This window comes from Caballeronia sp. ATUFL_M2_KS44, from assembly GCF_023630965.1.
In the GTDB taxonomy this organism is placed as follows: Bacteria; Pseudomonadota; Gammaproteobacteria; order Burkholderiales; family Burkholderiaceae; genus Caballeronia; species Caballeronia concitans.
The window spans coordinates 432,790-450,683 of the sequence record NZ_JALQEA010000039.1 but is presented as its reverse complement, the minus strand read 5'-3'; the positions used below and the strand labels follow the sequence as shown (position 1 = coordinate 450,683).

The 17,894-nt window shown below is 65.4% G+C and carries 12 protein-coding genes; 7 read left to right on the top strand and 5 right to left on the bottom strand.

Annotated features, from left to right (window positions below; all coding sequences use genetic code 11):
* Positions 1-11: 11 nt before the first annotated feature.
* From NCR39_RS17455 to NCR39_RS17435, 5 genes are read right to left on the bottom strand one after another with little or no spacing between them, the layout of a single operon-like run.
* A complete protein-coding gene (locus NCR39_RS17455) occupies positions 12-2,753 on the bottom strand; it encodes a molybdopterin-dependent oxidoreductase (protein ID WP_502800231.1) in 2,742 nt (913 codons plus the stop codon).
* Positions 2,754-2,764: 11 nt separating this feature from the next.
* A complete protein-coding gene (locus tag NCR39_RS17450; RefSeq protein WP_250453325.1) occupies positions 2,765-4,021 on the bottom strand; it encodes an NAD(P)/FAD-dependent oxidoreductase in 1,257 nt (418 codons plus the stop codon).
* Positions 4,018-4,362 (bottom strand): nitrite reductase small subunit NirD, encoded by a 345-nt coding sequence (nirD, locus tag NCR39_RS17445; RefSeq protein WP_250453324.1) that lies wholly within the window; start codon positions 4,360-4,362, stop codon positions 4,018-4,020. Before nirD ends, NCR39_RS17450 begins: the two co-directional genes overlap by 4 nt.
* Before the next feature lie 16 nt (positions 4,363-4,378).
* Positions 4,379-6,919, bottom strand: coding sequence for a nitrite reductase large subunit NirB (nirB, locus tag NCR39_RS17440; protein ID WP_250453323.1), 2,541 nt, complete (start codon positions 6,917-6,919; stop codon positions 4,379-4,381).
* A gap of 14 nt (positions 6,920-6,933) precedes the next feature.
* On the bottom strand, positions 6,934-8,259 hold the full coding sequence (locus NCR39_RS17435; protein ID WP_250453322.1) for an MFS transporter: 1,326 nt from the start codon (positions 8,257-8,259) through the stop codon (positions 6,934-6,936).
* Between the two features lie 641 nt (positions 8,260-8,900).
* On the opposite strand from NCR39_RS17435, the gene cobA reads away from it, so the two are divergent.
* From cobA to NCR39_RS17400, 7 genes are all read left to right on the top strand, one after another.
* On the top strand, positions 8,901-9,656 hold the full coding sequence (gene cobA, locus NCR39_RS17430; RefSeq protein WP_250453321.1) for a uroporphyrinogen-III C-methyltransferase: 756 nt from the start codon (positions 8,901-8,903) through the stop codon (positions 9,654-9,656).
* 94 nt (positions 9,657-9,750) lie between these two features.
* Positions 9,751-10,326: an ANTAR domain-containing response regulator gene (locus tag NCR39_RS17425; RefSeq protein WP_040052138.1), complete on the top strand. Its 576-nt coding sequence runs from the start codon at positions 9,751-9,753 to the stop codon at positions 10,324-10,326.
* A gap of 24 nt (positions 10,327-10,350) precedes the next feature.
* A complete protein-coding gene (locus tag NCR39_RS17420) occupies positions 10,351-11,478 on the top strand; it encodes a CmpA/NrtA family ABC transporter substrate-binding protein (protein ID WP_250453320.1) in 1,128 nt (375 codons plus the stop codon).
* Positions 11,479-11,559: 81 nt separating this feature from the next.
* On the top strand, positions 11,560-12,045 hold the full coding sequence (locus NCR39_RS17415; RefSeq protein WP_250453319.1) for an adenosine-specific kinase: 486 nt from the start codon (positions 11,560-11,562) through the stop codon (positions 12,043-12,045).
* Between the two features lie 492 nt (positions 12,046-12,537).
* Positions 12,538-13,122: a DUF2760 domain-containing protein gene (locus tag NCR39_RS17410; RefSeq protein ID WP_250453318.1), complete on the top strand. Its 585-nt coding sequence runs from the start codon at positions 12,538-12,540 to the stop codon at positions 13,120-13,122.
* On the top strand, positions 13,119-15,002 hold the full coding sequence (locus tag NCR39_RS17405; protein WP_250453317.1) for an Hsp70 family protein: 1,884 nt from the start codon (positions 13,119-13,121) through the stop codon (positions 15,000-15,002). Before NCR39_RS17410 ends, NCR39_RS17405 begins: the two co-directional genes overlap by 4 nt.
* The gene (locus tag NCR39_RS17400; RefSeq protein ID WP_250453316.1) at positions 15,003-17,819 is read left to right on the top strand and encodes an Hsp70 family protein; all 2,817 of its coding nucleotides are present in this window, start codon (positions 15,003-15,005) and stop codon (positions 17,817-17,819) included. It abuts the gene before it with no gap.
* Positions 17,820-17,894 lie beyond the last annotated feature (75 nt).

Here is a 17,894-nt window from a genome sequence, read left to right as displayed (position 1 = left end):
TCAACGAAACGTCATACGGTGCTCAACCGCGCCATCTCCGTTTCGACGATCAGCTTCTTCAACTCCGGCACGCACGAACCGCAGTTGCCGCCCGCCTTCACGCATGCGGTGACTTCAGCCGCTGTTTTAAGGCTCTTTTCGCGGATCGCGTTGCAGATCGTATTGCGGCCCACGCCGAAGCATGAACACACGGTCGGCCCGGTGTCCTCGCTCTTGCCGACGGGTTGACCGAGCAAGAGGCTCACGCGGTCTTCTTCATCTAGCCGATCCTTCGAGAACAAACTTGCAAGCCACGCGCGCGCCGGCAGGTCAGGACGCTCGGAGATGAACACGCAATGCTCGATGCGATCGTTCACCACATGCGCCGCGCGATACACGCCCGCGCTCTTGTCCTCGTATTCGATCCAGTCCGCATGCGGATCGTCGATATTGAAGAGCGCGCGCGCCCATTCACGATGATCCCCATGTGACGCATCGAATCGATTGCGCCCCGCGAGTTCATGACGCACGAAACGCGCGCCATGCACGCGCGTCCAGTGCGTGACGGCATCGAGCGCGGGAACGTCGCGCGAAAGCGAGAAGCCGTGCCATGTCACATGAAATTTTTCGATAGCGACGGGCGTGTGCTTGAACTCCGGCTCGCCGGATATTGGATCGACAACAGGATTCACCACCGCGCCCACGCGCGCATCCGATGCGACCTGATCGTTCCAGTGGATCGGCACGAACACACTGCCGCGCGGCATGCCGCCGCCATGTTGCACGCGCGCGATCATCGAACCCCATCGGCTCGTGATGCGCGCAAGCTCGCCCTCGCGAACGCCGCATGCAAGCGCATCTTGCGGATGCATGTCGATGAACGATTCGCTGATATGTCCCGCGAGTTTTTCTGAACGGCCCGTGCGCGTCATCGTGTGCCATTGATCGCGCACGCGGCCCGTGTTGAGCACGAGCGGATAGTCGGCATCGGGCGCGTTGACCGGCGCGCGCGGCGGAGTCGCGACAAAGCGTGCGCGGCCATCGGCGTGGCTGAAGCGGTGTGTTTCGAAAAGGCGAGCGTCGCCTGATTCGCCCTTCGAACGCATCGGCCATTGCACCGGCTCCAAAGCATCGTATTGCTCGCGATTCAATCCGCTCAAACCGCCGATATGAAACGCGCGATGCACGCCATCGGCCGCATCGTTGCGATACGCCGAGAGCCGCGCATGTTCGTCGAAGATCTGATGCGGGCCTTCGAAGTCGAAGCCATCGAAGCCCATGCGACGCGCTACATCGCAGATGATTCGCCAGTCCGCGCGCGCATGTCCCGGCGCGGGCAGAAACGCACGCTGCCGCGATATGCGCCGCTCCGAGTTCGTCACGGTGCCGTCCTTTTCGCCCCAGCCGAGCGCGGGCAAAAGCACGTGAGCGAACGCATTCGTATCCGTCTTCTCGATGATGTCCGAACTCACCACAAGTTCGCACTTATCGAGCGCGCGCTTCACGCGATCTCCATCGGGCAAGCTCACGACCGGATTCGTGCCCATGATCCATACAGCTTTCACGCGGCCCGCCTCGATTGCATCGAAGAGGTCGACGGCCTTCAACCCGGCGCGCTGCGCGATACGCGGCGAGTTCCAGAAAGTCTGCACCATCGCGCGATGCGCTTCGTTATCCAGTTCCAGATGCGCGGCAAGCGTGTTCGCGAGGCCGCCGACTTCACGGCCGCCCATTGCATTCGGCTGGCCGGTGAACGAGAACGGCCCCATGCCCGGCTTGCCGATACGCCCCGTCGCAAGATGGCAGTTGATGATGCTGTTCACCTTGTCGGTGCCCGCGCTCGACTGATTCACGCCTTGCGAATACACCGTCACCACGCGTTCGGTGCGCGCAAATAGGCGATAAAACGTCGTCAGGTCATGCGTATCGAGCTTGCAGTCCTTCGCGATCTGCGCGATATCGGCAGGCGTGGCCGATGCAAGCGCGGCATCGTAACCGTTCGTGTGGGCATCGATGAAAGCGGCATTCGTTGCGCCGTGTTCGGCGAGAAACGCGAGCAGTCCGTTGAAGAGCCGCACGTCGCTGCCCGGCTTCAGCGGCAAATGCAGATCGGCCATTTCGCATGTGGCCGTATAGCGCGGATCGATCACGACGATCTTCACATCGGGCCGCGTCTCCTTCATCTTCACCATGCGTTGAAACAGGATCGGATGACACCACGCCGTGTTCGACCCCACGAGCACGATCAGATCCGCGAGTTCGAGGTCTTCATAGTTCATCGGCACGAGGTCTTCGCCGAACGCGCGCTTGTGCCCCGCCACCGACGATGACATGCATAGCCGCGAGTTCGTGTCGATGTTCGCGCTGCCGATATAACCTTTCATCAGCTTGTTGGCGACGTAATAGTCTTCCGTGAGCAATTGCCCCGACACATACAGTGCGACCGCATCCGGACCATGTTCGTCGATGATGCGCGCGAAGCCGCTCGCGACGCTGCCAATCGCGTCGTCCCATGAGACATCGGTGAGTGCGCCCGTTGTCTTGTCGCGTATCTTCGGACTAAGCAGGCGCCCTTCGAGCCCGACGGTTTCGCCGAGCGCCGATCCCTTCACGCAGAGCCGCCCGAAGTTCGACGGATGGCGTTCGTCGCCCGCGATGCCGACATCGATGTCGCTGCGAGGCGTCGCCTTCACGCCGCAGCCCACGCCGCAATAAGGGCACGTCGTGCGCACGGAAGCCGGCTCGTTCGGGATGATGGGAATGCTCGCTTTCATATCCATGCCGTCTATGCGCCCGCTTCGCAAAGCGTCTTGCCGAACAACAAACGCCCGCGCAGATGCGATACATCCGTGCGGCTTTGAATGAGATCGAAGTACCACGCGCCGTCTTTCACGTCGCCATAAAGCACCGCACCGATCACGCGTCCCGCCTTAAGCACAACGCGCTTATAAACACCACGACGCGGATCGCGCAGCACGAGGTCTTCGCTATCGTCGCCGCCGATGAAATCGCCCGCGGAATACAGGTCCACGCCCGTGACCTTGAGCTTCGTTGCCGTCGCGCGCTGCACATAACGCCGATGCCCCGCGCCCGCGAGATGCGCGCCCGCCACGCGCGCCTGATCCCAGATCGGCGCAACGAGACCGAACGTGGCCGAACGATGCTGCACACATTCGCCCACTGCATACACGCGCGGATCGAAAGTCTGGAGCGTGTCGTCGACGACGATCGCGCGCTCGCAATAGAGCCCCGCCGCCTTCGCAAGCGCGATGTTCGGGCGCACGCCCGCCGTCATCACGACGAGGTCCGCGTCGATCTCCGTGCCGTCGGCGAAGCGCACCGCGCGAACGCGATCGTCGCCGACGATCTCCGTGGTCTGCGCGGCCATCGCGAAACGCAGGCCCTTCGCTTCGAGCGAACGCATGAGCAACGCCGATGCGCTCGCATCGAGTTGACGATCCATCAGGCTATTGCTCGCATGCACGACCGTCACCGACATGCCCTGCCGTTGCAGGCCGTTGGCCGCTTCGAGCCCGAGCAATCCGCCGCCGATGATCACCGCATCACGATGATCGCGCGCCGCGTTCAACATCGATTCGACATCCTTAATATCCCTGAACGCGATCACGCCGGGCAGACTGGAGCCAGGTACCGGAATGACGAACGGATTGGATCCGGTCGCAATGAGCAGCCGGTCGTAACGCGCCTCGACGCCCTTCTCCGATCGCACGATGCGCCTCGCCCGATCGATCTCGACGACCGCATCGCCGGCATGCAGCGTGATGCCGTTCGCGGCATACCATTCGCGTGTATTGATGATGATGTCGTCCATGCTCTTCTCGCCTGCCAGCACCGGCGAGAGCAGGATGCGGTTGTAGTTGCCATGCGGCTCCGCGCCGAACACGGTGATCTCGTACAGCTCGGGCGCGATCTTCAGCAACTCTTCGACGGTGCGCATGCCCGCCATGCCGTTGCCGATGACCACGAGCCGCTGACGCGCCACCACGCCCGCCGCAGCCGCAACCGCGTATTCGGTCTTCATGCCGCGATCCACACCTTGCCGCCCGCGACGCGCGCGCGATACGCGTTCACCGAACGCTCGGGCGCTTCGAGGCATTCGCCCGTGCGCAGATCGAAGTGCTGCTTGTAGATGGGCGACGCCACGACGATGCGCTCGCCCAGACTGCCGACGATGCCGCGCGAGAGCACCGCCGCTTGCGAATGTGGATCGAAGTTGTCGATGGCATACACGGACGACGATTCGCCCGCGACGTGAAACACGGCTACTTGTGCGCCGTTGACGAGCGCGCAGACGCCCGTGTCGGGCACGATTTCGTCGAGTGCGCAAATGGGCGTCCAGTCCTTTTCGATGCGGTCGTTCATGGCGTGTTCCTCTCGTTCAGACGGTTTCAACGGTGACGGGAATATCGATGCGCTTCATCGTGCGTTCTTCGAGCGTCGCGGGACGAATCTGGCCGCGCTCTTCGACGAAGCGCACGTTTTCATCGCTCTGTTCGCTGTTCACGAAGTGACGGAAGCGCTTGCGCGTGTCGGGATCGGTGACGGCCTTCTTCCACTCGTCCTCGTAGCTATCCACCACATGCTGCATCTCCGCTTCGAGTTCGGCGGCGATATCGAGCTTGTCGTTCACGACGACATCGATCAGATAATCGAGGCCGCCTTCGAGGTTGTCGCGCCACACGCTCGTGCGTTGAAGACGATCCGCCGTGCGCACATAGAACATCAGGAAGCGGTCGATGAAGCGCACGAGCATGGCCTGATCCAGATCGGATGCGAGCAGCTCCGCATGACGCGGCTTCATGCCGCCGTTGCCGCAGACGTAGAGATTCCAGCCCTTTTCCGTCGCGATGATGCCGATGTCCTTGCCTTGCGCTTCAGCGCATTCACGTGTGCAGCCCGATACCCCGAACTTGATCTTGTGCGGCGTGCGTAGACCTTTGTAGCGGTTCTCCAGTTCAACCGCGAGGCCGACGGAATCGCCGACGCCATAGCGGCACCACGTGGAACCGACGCACGACTTCACCGTGCGCAGCGCCTTGCCATACGCATGTCCCGATTCGAAGCCCGCTGCAATCAGCTCTTCCCAGATGAGCGGCAATTGCTCGACGCGCGCGCCGAACATATCGACACGCTGACCGCCGGTGATCTTCGTATAAAGACCGTACTTCTTCGCGATCTGTCCGACCGCGATAAGACCATCGGGCGTTACTTCGCCACCGGGCATGCGCGGCACGACCGAGTACGTGCCGTCGCGCTGAATGTTGGCGAGGTAATAGTCGTTCGAATCCTGAAGGCTCGCGTGTTCCTTCTTCAACACGAATTCGTTCCAGCATGAAGCGAGAATGTTCGCGACGGCCGGCTTGCAGATATCGCAGCCCAGTCCCTTGCCATGCTTCGCGAGCAACGATCCGAACGTGCGATGCCCTTCCACGCGCGCGATGTGATACAGCTCCTGACGCGAATACGGGAAGTGCTCGCAGAGATGATTGTTCACGGCCATGCCCTGACGCTGCATCTCCGACTTCATCACTTGCGTGACGAGCGGCACGCAGCCGCCGCATGTCGCGCCTGCCTTGCACGCGCTCTTCAACGCGCCGATGCTCGTCGCGCCCGCGCATACCGCTGCGCAGATTTCGGCCTTGCTGACGTTGTTGCAAGAACAGATTTGCGCGGCATCGGGCAATGCTTCGACGCCGAGCGCGGGCTTCGCCTTGCCATCGCTTTGCGGAAGAATCAGGAATTCGGGCGCTTCGGGCAACTCGATCCTGTTCAGCATCATCTGCAATAGCGTGCCGTATTCGGCTGCATCGCCGACCATCACGCCGCCCAGCAAATACTTGCCGCAATCGGATACCACGAGCTTCTTGTAGACCTGCTTGCGCTCGTCGCTGAACTGGTACGAACGGCTACCCGGTGTCTTGCCGTGCGCATCGCCGATACTCGCCACGTCCACGCCCATCAGCTTGAGCTTCGTGCTCATGTCGGCGCCCGCGAACGCGGCCTGCTCGCCCGTCAACTGCTTCGCGACGATACGCGCCATGTCGTAGCCCGGTGCAACGAGGCCGAACAATTGCCCTTTCCACAACGCGCATTCGCCGATGGCATAGATGTCGGCATCGCTGGTGCGGCATGCATCGTCGATGACGATACCGCCGCGCGGACCGATCTCGATACCCGCTTCACGCGCGATATCGTCGCGCGGACGAATGCCCGCCGAGAACACGATCATGTCCGTGTCGAGATGCGCGCCGTCCGCGAAATTCATGCGATTCACCGCGCCCTCGCCATCGACGATAGCGAGCGTATTGCGGTTCGTATGCACCGTCACGCCGAGTTCTTCGATCTTGCTGCGCAGTACGCGCCCGCCGCCTTCATCGACTTGCACGGCCATGAGACGCGGCGCGAATTCAACGACATGCGTGACGAGGCCCATGTCGCGCAGCGCCTTCGCGGCTTCGAGGCCGAGCAATCCGCCGCCGACCACCGTGCCCGTCTTCGCGCGTGCGCCGAAGGCTTGCATCGCTTCGAGATCTTCTATCGTGCGATACACGAAGCAGCCTTCGCGATCGCGTCCTTCGACGGGCGGCACGAACGGATACGAACCCGTTGCGATCACGAGCTTGTCATAGGCGAGCGTTTCGCCCGTCGATACCGTGACCGTGCGCGCCGCGCGATCGATCGACGTGGCCTTCGCATCGAGCTTCAGCGCATAACCCGAACGCTCGAAGAAGCCTTCTTCGACGAGCGAGAGATCGTCCGCGGACTTGCCCGCGAAGAATTCCGACAGATGCACGCGATCGTATGCGGCGCGCGGTTCTTCGCATACGACCGTGACTTGCAGCGCATCGTTGCCGCTTTCAGCGAGACATTCGAGGAACTTGTGGCCGACCATGCCGTGGCCGATGACGACGATTTTCATGACTGGACCTTTCCTCAATGGGCGACGCCGTTATTGACTGCAAGCGCGCTTTCGCGCAGCGCGGCTTCACGCGCCTTGTGTTCCGGCGAGAAGCGCACAGCGAGCGCGCAAAGCGCGGTACCCGCGACGATCACGCCGAGCAGCGAGAGCGTCTGCTGCACGTCGCCGACGCCTTTCATCAGGAAGCCCGCCGCCACCGCGCCCACGTTGCCGCCCGCGCCGATCACGCCCGCCACGCCGCCCAGCGCCTTGCGGTCGATGAACGGCACGAGCGCATACGTCGCGCCGCACGCCATGTGCGTGAAGAGACCGAACGCGAGCATCGCGATGACCGCGAGCGCCGCGCTGCCCGCATGCGCGAAGGCATAGAGGCCGATGCCTTCGCCCGCGATCAACGCGAAGAGCAAGCTCGCGCGAATGTCGAGACCGCGTTTTGCAGCGGCTTTATCCGAGAGCCAGCCGCCGAGCGCACGGGCGAACAATGCGAGCAGGCCGAAGCTGCCCGCTGCCATGCCCGCCTCGCCGAGCGTGAGCTTGAAGTGATCGACGTAGTACACGGCCGCGATGTTATGGATGAACACTTCGACGCCGAAGCACGCGCCATACGTCACGAAGAGCATCCACACGCGATAGTTCGCGCATGCGGTGACGAAGCTGTCCCAGCCGCCTTTCTTGCCGCCGTCGATGGTGATGCCCGCGCGTCGCAGTTGCGAGAAATCGCCTTGCGGGCAGTCTTGCGTATAGCGCCAGTAGAAGAAGGCCATGACCGGCATGACGATGCCCGGCACGATCAGCGCGATACGCCATGCCGATGCTTCTCCCGCGCCCAATGCGATCGCCGCCGCGACGAGCAAAGGCACGATGGCTTGCGCCGCGCCCGCGCCTGCGTTGCCCCAACCGGCGGTCGTCGCATTCGCGGTGCCGACGACGTTCGGCGCGAACATCACCGACGTGTGGTACTGCGTAATGACGAAGCTCGCGCCGATCGCGCCGATCGCGAGACGGCACCACAGGAAGCTCTCGTAGCCGGTGGAAAGCGCCGCGCCGATCACCGGTACCGCGCCTGCAACCAGCAGCGCGCTATAGACCTTGCGCGGACCGAAGCGGTCGCACATCGGACCGATCACGAGCCGCACGAGAATGGTCACGGCCACGGCCGCGATGTTGATGTTGGCGATCTGATCCGCATTGAGGCCGTATTCGCGCTTGATGAGCGGCATCAGCGGCGCGCACGCGAACCACGCGAAGAAGCACACGAAGAACGCCATCCATGTGAGATGGAAGGCGCGCATAGGCGCACTGCGCATGCTGAAGAGATCGATCCGGGTGGCTTTGTCCATTCTCTTTCCGCAAAAAGAAAGGCGTCCCGCGCAGCCAGCCGACTAAGCCAGATGCGGGGGACGCCGTTGTCCGATGCCCGTCTGACTCGCTGGAGCCGGGGCGCTATGTTCAGGACGGATCGCCGTTGATCCGATGGCACGACTAAAGGCAAGGGCTATGCCATGCGCATGGCATCGGCGCTTAAGCCGCGTGCAGCAAGGCTTTGCGGGATGCGTGCACTGCTTGCGGGCATCGCGTGAACGCTGCGTGATGATGCGGGCCGGCACAAGCATGGTGCGACGCAGCACTGATGCCGTGCGGGCATCCTTCATCGCGCGGTTATGTACGATCTGGTTAGCCCGCTTTCCCATTCACTCGATGAAGGCACGCACGCGCCGTGCAAGTGCCGTCACGCACATCGCTAGTGCTTCGTTAGGCGTGCAATGCATGGCGAAGCCTTATCGCGTTGAAATGGCCCGCTTATTGCATCGATGAAGACGTCACCGGCAACGGCGTCGGCGGCAATGGATCAGGCGTGCATCGCGCGCGCTCACATCGAAACACGGACAATGGCGTCCCTCGTGCCCGACACGAGCGGACGCTTTTTGCGTTTGCCGCGTCGACCCGCAAACAGCCCCGATAGAAGCAAAAGGACACGACGATGACCTCCGGAAAAGTCACCCTTCTCAGCGCAGGCCCCGGCGATCTCGACCTGCTCACGATTCGCGCCGCGAAGACGCTCGCCGCCGCCGATATCCTGCTCGTCGACGATCTCGCCAACGCGGACATCGTGACGCTCGCGCCGAAAGCACGCGTGATTCGCGTCGGCAAGCGAGGCGGCTGCAAGTCGACGCCGCAAGCGTTCATCGAGCGCCTCATGCAGCGTTATGCGCGAAAGGGCCTGCACGTCGTGCGCGTCAAGGGCGGCGATGCACTGCTCTTCGGCCGCGCGGGCGAAGAGATCGCGGCGTTGCGCGGCGCGGGCATCGAAGTGGATATCGTGAACGGCGTGTCGTCGGGATTCGCGGCAGCGGCGGGACTCGGCATCTCGCTCACGCATCGCGATCATTGCCAGGGCGTGACCTTCGTCACCGCGCACATGCGCGATCACAGCGAGCCGGACTGGCGCGCGCTCGCGGCCACCGGCATGACGCTTGCCATCTACATGGGCATGAGCCGCATCGCGGGCATCGCGCAGTCGCTGCTCGAAGCGCTGCCCGCGACGACGCCGGCCGCCGTCGTGCAGCACGCGGGATCGCAGGAAGAAAAGCGGCTCGTGACGACGCTCGCCCGTCTCGCCGACGATGCAGCCGCCGCCGGTCTCGGCAGTCCCGCGGTGATTTTCGTGGGCGCGGCGATCGGCGAAGCGGTCGCGTTTGCGGCGCACGGCGGGCGAAGTTTCGCGCACGCCGCGTGAGTCATGTGATTCGTCCTATGCCATTCGGCCAGGTTTCCAAGCCCGGTGCGTCGCGCTAAAGTCCAACGAACGATACACCGCTACCTGCCCGACCATGCTTCGCGTTCTTCTCGTCACCGACACCGACAAGCCCATCGGCGATCTGCGCGACAAACTCGCGCCGCTCGGCTACGAGATGCTCGCGGAAGTCGCCGCGCCCGCGCAATTGCATGCGGCCATCGAGAGCCAGAAGCCGGACGTCGTCATCATCGACACCGAATCGCCTTCGCGGGACACGCTCGAACAGCTCGCGGTCATGAACAAGGCCGCACCCCGTCCGGTGCTCATGTTCAGCAACGACGCGGACCAGCAGTTCATCCGCGCGGCGGTCGGCGCGGGCGTGACCGCGTATTCCGTCGAAGGACTCGCGCCCGAGCGGCTCGCGCCGATCATCGAGGTCGCGCTCGCGCGCTTCGCGCATGAGGCGCAGTTGCGTCAGCGGCTCGAACAAGTGGAGAACGAACTCGCGGAACGCAAGGTCATCGACCGTGCCAAGCGCCTCTTGATGGACCGGCGCGGCATGTCCGAGAACGACGCGTACGCCACGCTGCGCAAGCGCGCGATGGATCAGGGCGTGAAGGTCGCGGAGATCGCGCGTCAGCTTCTTTCGCTTGCGGACCTGCTGCGTTAATCATCGAATCACTCACATCAAGTCATGAATTCGCCCGATACCCCTTCTTCCGCGACGCTCACGCCCGAGCGGCCGCATGTGCGGCTGGGCTTCGTCGCCCTGAGCGATGCCGCGCCGCTCGCCGCCGCCGCACTGCGCGACATGGGACGGCGTCATGGCATCAGCATCGAACTGTGCAGACAGCCTTCGTGGGCTGCGGTGCGCGACAAGCTGCTCTCCGGCGAGATCGACGCCGCACACGCGCTCTACGGGCTCGTCTATGGCGTGCAACTCGGCATCGGCGGGCCGCAGGCGGATATGGCCGTGCTCATGGTGCTCAATCGCAACGGGCAGGCCATCACGCTGTCGAATCCGCTCGCGGATGCCATCGGGCAAGGCGTGAGCGTGAAGGACGCGCTGGCATCGCTCGGGCGCACGCCGGTCATCGCGCAGACCTTCCCCACCGGCACGCACGCGATGTGGCTCTATTACTGGCTCGCGGCGCAAGGCGTGCATCCGTTGCACGATGTGCGCAGCATCGTGATTCCGCCGCCGCGCATGGCCGATGCGCTCGTCGAAGGCACGCTCGACGGCTTCTGCGCCGGCGAGCCGTGGCACGCGGTGGCCGAGGCGCGCGGCGCGGGCCGCACGGTCGTTTATACGAGCGAAATCTGGCCGGATCATCCGGAGAAGGTGCTCGCGTGCCGGCGTGACTTCGTTGCGCTGTATCCGAACACGGCGCGCGCGCTCGTTCGCACGTTGCTCGACGCATGCGAATGGCTCGATGCGCGGGAGCATCGCGTGGAGATTGCCGGCGCGCTCGCTTCGCCCGACCTGCTCGGCGTGCCGCGCGAACTGATCGAGGCGCGGCTCGGCTCCGTGAGCGGCGCTGCACCGCTGCGATTCTTCGACGGCGGCGCGGTGAACTATCCGCGCGCTTCGGACGGATTGTGGTTCATCACGCAGTATCGGCGCTGGGGAATGCTCGATGCCGCACTCGACGACGCCGCCATCGCGCAAACGGTGAATCAGACGGCGTTGTACGCGCAGGCGGCGCGGGCGGCGGGAATCGCGCTCCCCGACGAAACGCAGACCGCGACGCTCTGCGACGGCCGCGTGTGGGACGGACGCGATGCGAAGGCTTATCTCGCGGGGTTCGACATGCACGCATAGCGCGTGGGTGGCGCGTCGAGATTGCGCCGGACCGCCTACCATTACCGTTGCAACCCAACGCTCTTGCAACGGAGGTGCGCCATGCAACTGCTCGCCATCGGCATCGAGAAGCCGGAAGACACGAACTTCATTCTCGGCCAGTCGCATTTCATCAAGACGGTCGAGGACCTGCACGAGACGCTCGTCGGCGCGGTGCCGGGCATCCGCTTCGGGCTCGCGTTCTGCGAGGCGTCGGGCAAGCGGCTCGTGCGCGCGTCGGGAACGGATGACGGGCTCGTCGATCTGGCCACGCGCAATGCGCAGAACATCGGCGCGGGGCACAGCTTTATCGTCGTGCTCGGGGACGGCTTTTTTCCCGTCAACGTGCTCAATGCGGTCAAGGCCGTGCCGGAAGTCTGCCGCGTGTTCTGCGCGACGGCGAATCCCACGCAAGTGCTCGTCGCGGAGACGGACCAGGGGCGCGGGATCATCGGCGTGGTGGATGGATTGCCGCCGCTCGGCGTCGAGAGCCGCGAGGACGTGCAGTGGCGCAAGGATCTGCTGCGGCAGATCGGGTATAAGGCTTGAGGCGTTTCGCGGCTTGCGGAGTCTTGATCGGCGCGTGCGAAGCAGGCTCGGGCCCGACGTTTGCCGCAGTTCCCAGCGCTTTTGCACCGGCGGACGATTCATTGTTAGCGCGAACGCTGAAGCCGTTCGCCAGGATTCGCCGCGCGCGCCTTGACTTGACCGCGCAAATCGCGAGAATGAGGCCCGCCCGGAACCGGGCAGCCGGGCAGCCAGGAACCCGCGCGCGCGTGGAGCGCCCGGAACGGCGGCCCACGCCCGGGTTTTCCCTCGCGATGCGCGACATCATGGACAATATCGGGATGCGGCGCGACGCCGCCGGCGCTTTTTCCGCCTGCGGGCGACGCGGCGCCGGCAAGCTGGAGCGCACCAGCAGCAGCATTTATGGCGATCGGCGGCATCCGCAGCCGATGCGTCACCGAACACGGCCACCCGCGCCGCCAGGGATAGGGTCGTCCTTTGGCGCGGTTTACAAGAACACCAGGAGCATCACACATGACCGACATGAATCCGTCCTTCTTTGGCCGGCTGTCCATCGCCTTCGGCGCCTTCTTCGGCATCTTGGGCAATAGCGCCTTCGCGGGCCGCGTCCAGCGCCTGCGCGAAGCGCCCCATGCGCCCGAAGCACCGGAAGCGCCCGTGCCCGCGGCGGCTCCCGTTGCGACGCCCGCCGCGCCCGCGCGGTCCCCGCTGAAGGAAGCGAGCCCGGTCGCGGCGCTCCAGTTGCTGGGCCTTCTGCAACGCGATGCGCGTTTCATCGACTTCGTCGAAGAGGACATCGTCAATTACAGCGACGCCGACATCGGCGCGGCTGCGCGTCTCGTCCACGACGGCTGCCGCGCCGTGCTGCGCGAGCACTTCACCATCAAGCCGGTGCGCAGCGAAGCCGAAGGCAGCCGCATCACGCTTCCGGACGGCTTCGACGCGAGCGCCGTGCGTCTCACGGGCAATGTCGTCGGCAAGCCGCCGTTCAACGGCAGCATCAGTCATCGCGGATGGAAGGTCGAGGAAACGCGCCTGCCGAAGCTCGTAGAGACGCACGACGCGAGCATCGTCGCGCCCGCCGAGGTGGAGCTATGAGCGATTTCAACGAACAACATCAGGCGCGCTATTCGATCGGCGTCGATCTCGGCACCACGCATTGCGCGCTGTCGTATGTCGACATGTCCGCGAGCGACGGCGAAAAAACCGCGCAGGGCGTACTGTCTATCGCGCAACTGACCGCGCCCGGCGCGGCGGAAGAGCGCGAATTGCTGCCCTCGTTTCTGTATCTGCCGCATCCGAACGAACTCGCGCCCGGCGATCTCACGCTGCCGTGGACGCAGGAACGGCCGTTCATCGTCGGCGAACTGGCGCGCAGCCGGGGCGCGGGCACGCCCATCCGCCTCGTGTCCAGCGCGAAAAGCTGGCTGTGTCATCCGGGCGTGGATCGCCGCGCGGCCATTCTTCCCGCCGATGCCCCCGAGGAAGTCGAACGCGTTTCGCCGCTGGAAAGCTCCGTGCGTTATCTGACGCATCTGCGCGAAGCGTGGAACCACGCGCATCCGGACGCGCCGTTCGATCGGCAGGACGTCACGGTGACCATTCCCGCGTCGTTCGATCCCGCCGCCCGCGAGTTGACCGCCGAAGCCGCCGCCGCCGCGGGCTACACGCGCATGACGCTGCTCGAAGAGCCGCAGGCCGCGCTGTATAGCTGGATTCAGAAGTCCACGGGCGGCTGGCGCAAGCAGGTCAAAGTGGGCGATGTGATCCTCGTCGTCGATGTCGGCGGCGGCACCACCGACCTGTCGCTGATCGCCGTCGTGGAGCGCGAAGGCAATCTGGAACTGCATCGCGTGGCGGTCGGCGAGCACATCCTGCTCGGCGGCGACAACATGGACCTCGCGCTCGCGCATGTCGTCGCCCGCAAGCTCGCGGCGCAAGGCACGCAGCCCGATCCGTGGCAACTGCGCGCGCTCACTTACGCGTGCCGCTCGGCCAAGGAAACGCTGCTGTCCGATCCGACCACCGACGCCGTGCCGCTCGTCGTGCCGAGCCGCGGCTCGAAGCTGATCGGCGGATCGCTGCGCACCGAACTCACGCGCGCCGAACTCACGCAGATTCTGCTCGAAGGCTTTTTCCCTCAGGTCGATGCCTCCGCGCGTCCCGTCAGCCGCGCGCGCGTCGGCCTGACGCAACTCGGTCTGCCCTACGCGCAGGACGCCGCCGTCACGCGTCATCTGGCCGCGTTCCTCGGCCGTCAGGTGAACGCGCTCGCCGAAGTGGAAGGCCTGCAGCACGAGACGCCGCCCGGCGCCACGCTCCTGCATCCGACCGCCGTGCTGTTCAACGGCGGCGTGTTCAAGTCGCCATTGCTCGTGGACCGCGTGATGACGACGCTCAACGCGTGGCTGTCCGGCGAGAACGCGCCTCCCGCGCGCCTGCTCGAAGGCGCGGACCTCGATCTCGCGGTCGCGCGCGGTGCCGCTTATTACGGCTACGTGCGGCGCGGCAAGGGCGTGCGCATTCGCGGCGGCACGGCGCGGGCGTATTACGTGGCGGTCGAGTCGGCGATGCCGGCGGTTCCCGGCCTGGAGCCGCCCGTGCAGGCGCTGTGCGTCGCGCCGTTCGGCATGGAGGAAGGTACCGAAGCCGCGTTGCCCGCGCAGGAATTCGGCCTCGTCGTCGGGGAACCGGTGCGCTTCCGCTTCTTCGGATCGTCGGTGCGCCGGCAGGATCAGGTCGGCACGCTGCTCGAATACTGGCAGCCCGACGAATTGCAGGAACTCGAAGAAATCGAAGCGTCGCTGCCCACCGAAGGCCGCACGCCCGGCGAAGTCGTGCCGGTCAAGCTCCACGCGCGCGTGACGGAAGCGGGCACGCTCGAACTCGAAGCGTTGCCGCGCAATTCGCCCGAGCGGTGGAAAGTCGAATTCGACGTGCGCGGCGGCGTGAGCGCGGATCAGGGCATGGGCGGCTAAGTGTCCACCCGCAAGAAAAAGCCGGTGGCCGGCGCGAAATACCGCGTCGGCATCGATCTGGGGACGAGCAATACCGTCGTCGCCTACGCGCCATCCGGTTCCGACGAGATTCGCGTCTTCGAGATCGATCAACTCGTCGGTGCGGGCGAGGTCGCCGCGCTGCCGCTTCTGCCTTCGCTGCGCTATCACTTCGCGCCCGGCGAACTCAAGAGCGCGGACCTGCAACTGCCGTGGGGCGAAATGGAAGCGCCCGCCGTGCTCGGCAGCTTCGCGCGCAAGCTCGGCGCGCAGGTGCCGGGCCGCCTCGTGTCGAGCGCGAAAAGCTGGCTGTCGCACGCAACGGTCGATCGTCTCGCGCCCATTCTGCCGTGGGGCGCGACCGACGACGTCGAGAAAATCTCGCCGGTCATCGCGAGTGCGAGCTATCTGGCGCACGTGCACGCCGCGTGGAACGAGCGCTTTCCGGATGCGCCGCTCGACGCGCAGGATGTCGTGCTGACCGTCCCCGCTTCCTTCGACGAAGGCGCGCGCGCGCTCACGCTCGAAGCCGCGCGCATGGCGGGTCTGGAAACGCTGCGCTTGCTCGAAGAGCCGCAGGCCGCGTTCTACGACTGGCTGTTTCATCATCGCGCGGCGCTTGCGGAAGAGTTGAAGGACACGCGCCTCGTTCTGATCGTCGATGTCGGCGGCGGCACGACCGACCTCACGCTGATTCAGGTCGAAGACGCGGACGGCGGCGGCGAGCCGAAGCTGACGCGCATCGGCGTGGGCAACCACCTGATGCTCGGCGGCGACAACATGGACCTCGCGCTGGCGCATCTGGTGGAGCGGCGTCTCGCGCCCGAGGGCGAGCGGCTGTCCGCCGCGCGTCTGTCGCAACTGGTCGAGCGCTGCCGCGCGGCCAAGGAACAGTTGCTCGACGCGAACGCGCCCGCATCCACGTCGATCACGCTGCTCGGCGCGGGATCGAAGCTGATCGGCGGGGCGCGTTCGACAGAGCTGACGCGCGACGAACTCGAGCGGATCATCGTCGAGGGCTTTTTTCCGCTCGTGTCGGGTGGCGAGCGGCCGGCGCGCACGCGTGGCGGCATCGTCGAATTCGGGTTGCCGTATGCGAGCGATCCGGCCATCACGCGGCACGTCGCGGCGTTCCTCGGGCGGCATGCGGGGCGCGCGGCGGAAGCGGGAGCCGGTGCCGAGCCGAACGTCGCGCCATCACCCGCGCTCCCCGACACGCTGCTCCTGAACGGCGGCGTCTTTCGCGCCGCCCCGCTCGCGCGCCGCATCGCCGAGACGCTCGGCCACTGGCGGGGCCAGCCTGTCCACATGCTCGCCAACGACGCGCCCGACGTGGCCGTCGCGCGCGGCGCGGTCGCCTATGCGCTCGCGCGCGCGGGTCATGCGCCGAAGATCGGCGGCGGATCGGCGCGCAGCTATTTTCTGCTGCTCGACGAAGACGGCGACGCCACGCGCGGCGTCTGCGTGCTGCCGCGCGGGACCGAAGAAGGCCAGGCCATCCATCTCGCGGACCGCACCTTCGCGCTGCGGCTCGGCTCGCCGGTGCGCTTCCACCTCGTGTCGTCGGTTGCGGACACCGCGTACCAGGCCGGCGAAATCGCGGACGTGAGCGCGTCGGCGGGCGACTTCGTGCGGCTGCCGCCAATCGCCACCGTCGTCGATCCGCGCGGCAACGTCCACGGCAACACGGCCAGACCGAGCGAAATCGCCGTGCAACTGACGACGTCGCTCACCGAAGTCGGCACGCTGGAAATGCACTGCATCGCCATCGACGATCCCGCGAAACGCTGGCTCCTCGAATTTCAGTTGCGCCGCGAAGAACCGCAGGCCGATGCCGGCGTCGGGCAAACGCATCCGGCGCTGCCGAAAGCCATCGAACTGATCGACCGCGCCTTCGGCACGCGCTCGCAGGACGTCGGCCCGAAGGAAGTCAAACGGCTGCGCGCGCAGCTCGAACAGGCGCTCGGCCCGCGCGACACATGGGACATCGCGCTGCTGCGCGAACTGTTCGGCGCGCTGTGGGATCGCGCGAAAAAGCGCCGCCGCACCGCCGATCACGAACGGCTCTGGCTCAATCTCGCGGGTTATTGCATGCGGCCGGGCTTCGGGCATCCGCTCGACGAATGGCGCGTCGAGCAGTTGTGGACGCTGTTCGATCAGGGCATCCAGTACGTCAACGAAAGCCAGATCTGGTCGGAATGGTGGACGCTGTGGCGTCGCGCGGCGGGCGGTCTCGACGAAGCGGCGCAACTGCGTCTGCTCGACGACATGGCGTTCGTGCTCCAGCCGCCCGGCACCAGCCGATACCGCCGCGCCGCCGGCGCCGCGCGCGCGGGCTACGAGGACATGGTGCGGCTCGCGGCATCGCTCGAACGCGTGCCGGTGGAGCGCAAGGTCGAGGCCGGCGAATGGCTGCTCACGCGGCTCAGGAAGCCTTCCGAGAACCTGCAAAGCTGGTGGGCGGTCGGGCGCATCGGCGCGCGGCAGCCGTTTTATGGCAGCGCGCACGGCGTCGTGCCGCCGGACATCGCGAGCGACTGGCTCAGGACGATCCTCGCGCTCGACTGGAAGAAGGTCGAGCCGGCGGCGTTCGCGGCCGTGCAGATCGCGCGCATGACGGGCGACCGCTCCCGCGACGTGCCCGACGACGTGCGCGCCGCCGTCATCGAACGGCTGGAGACGATGGGCGCCGCGCAGTCATGGATCGCGATGGTCCGCGAAACGGTCGCGCTCGATCGCGCCGATGAAGGCCGCGTGTTCGGCGAGACGCTGCCGGCAGGATTGAAGCTGATCGGCTGATGCGCCGAAGCGCAACGCCCGGCGCGCGCGAATCGAAATGCTTCGCTCTCACAAGCTTTTTCGCGCGCGCGAACG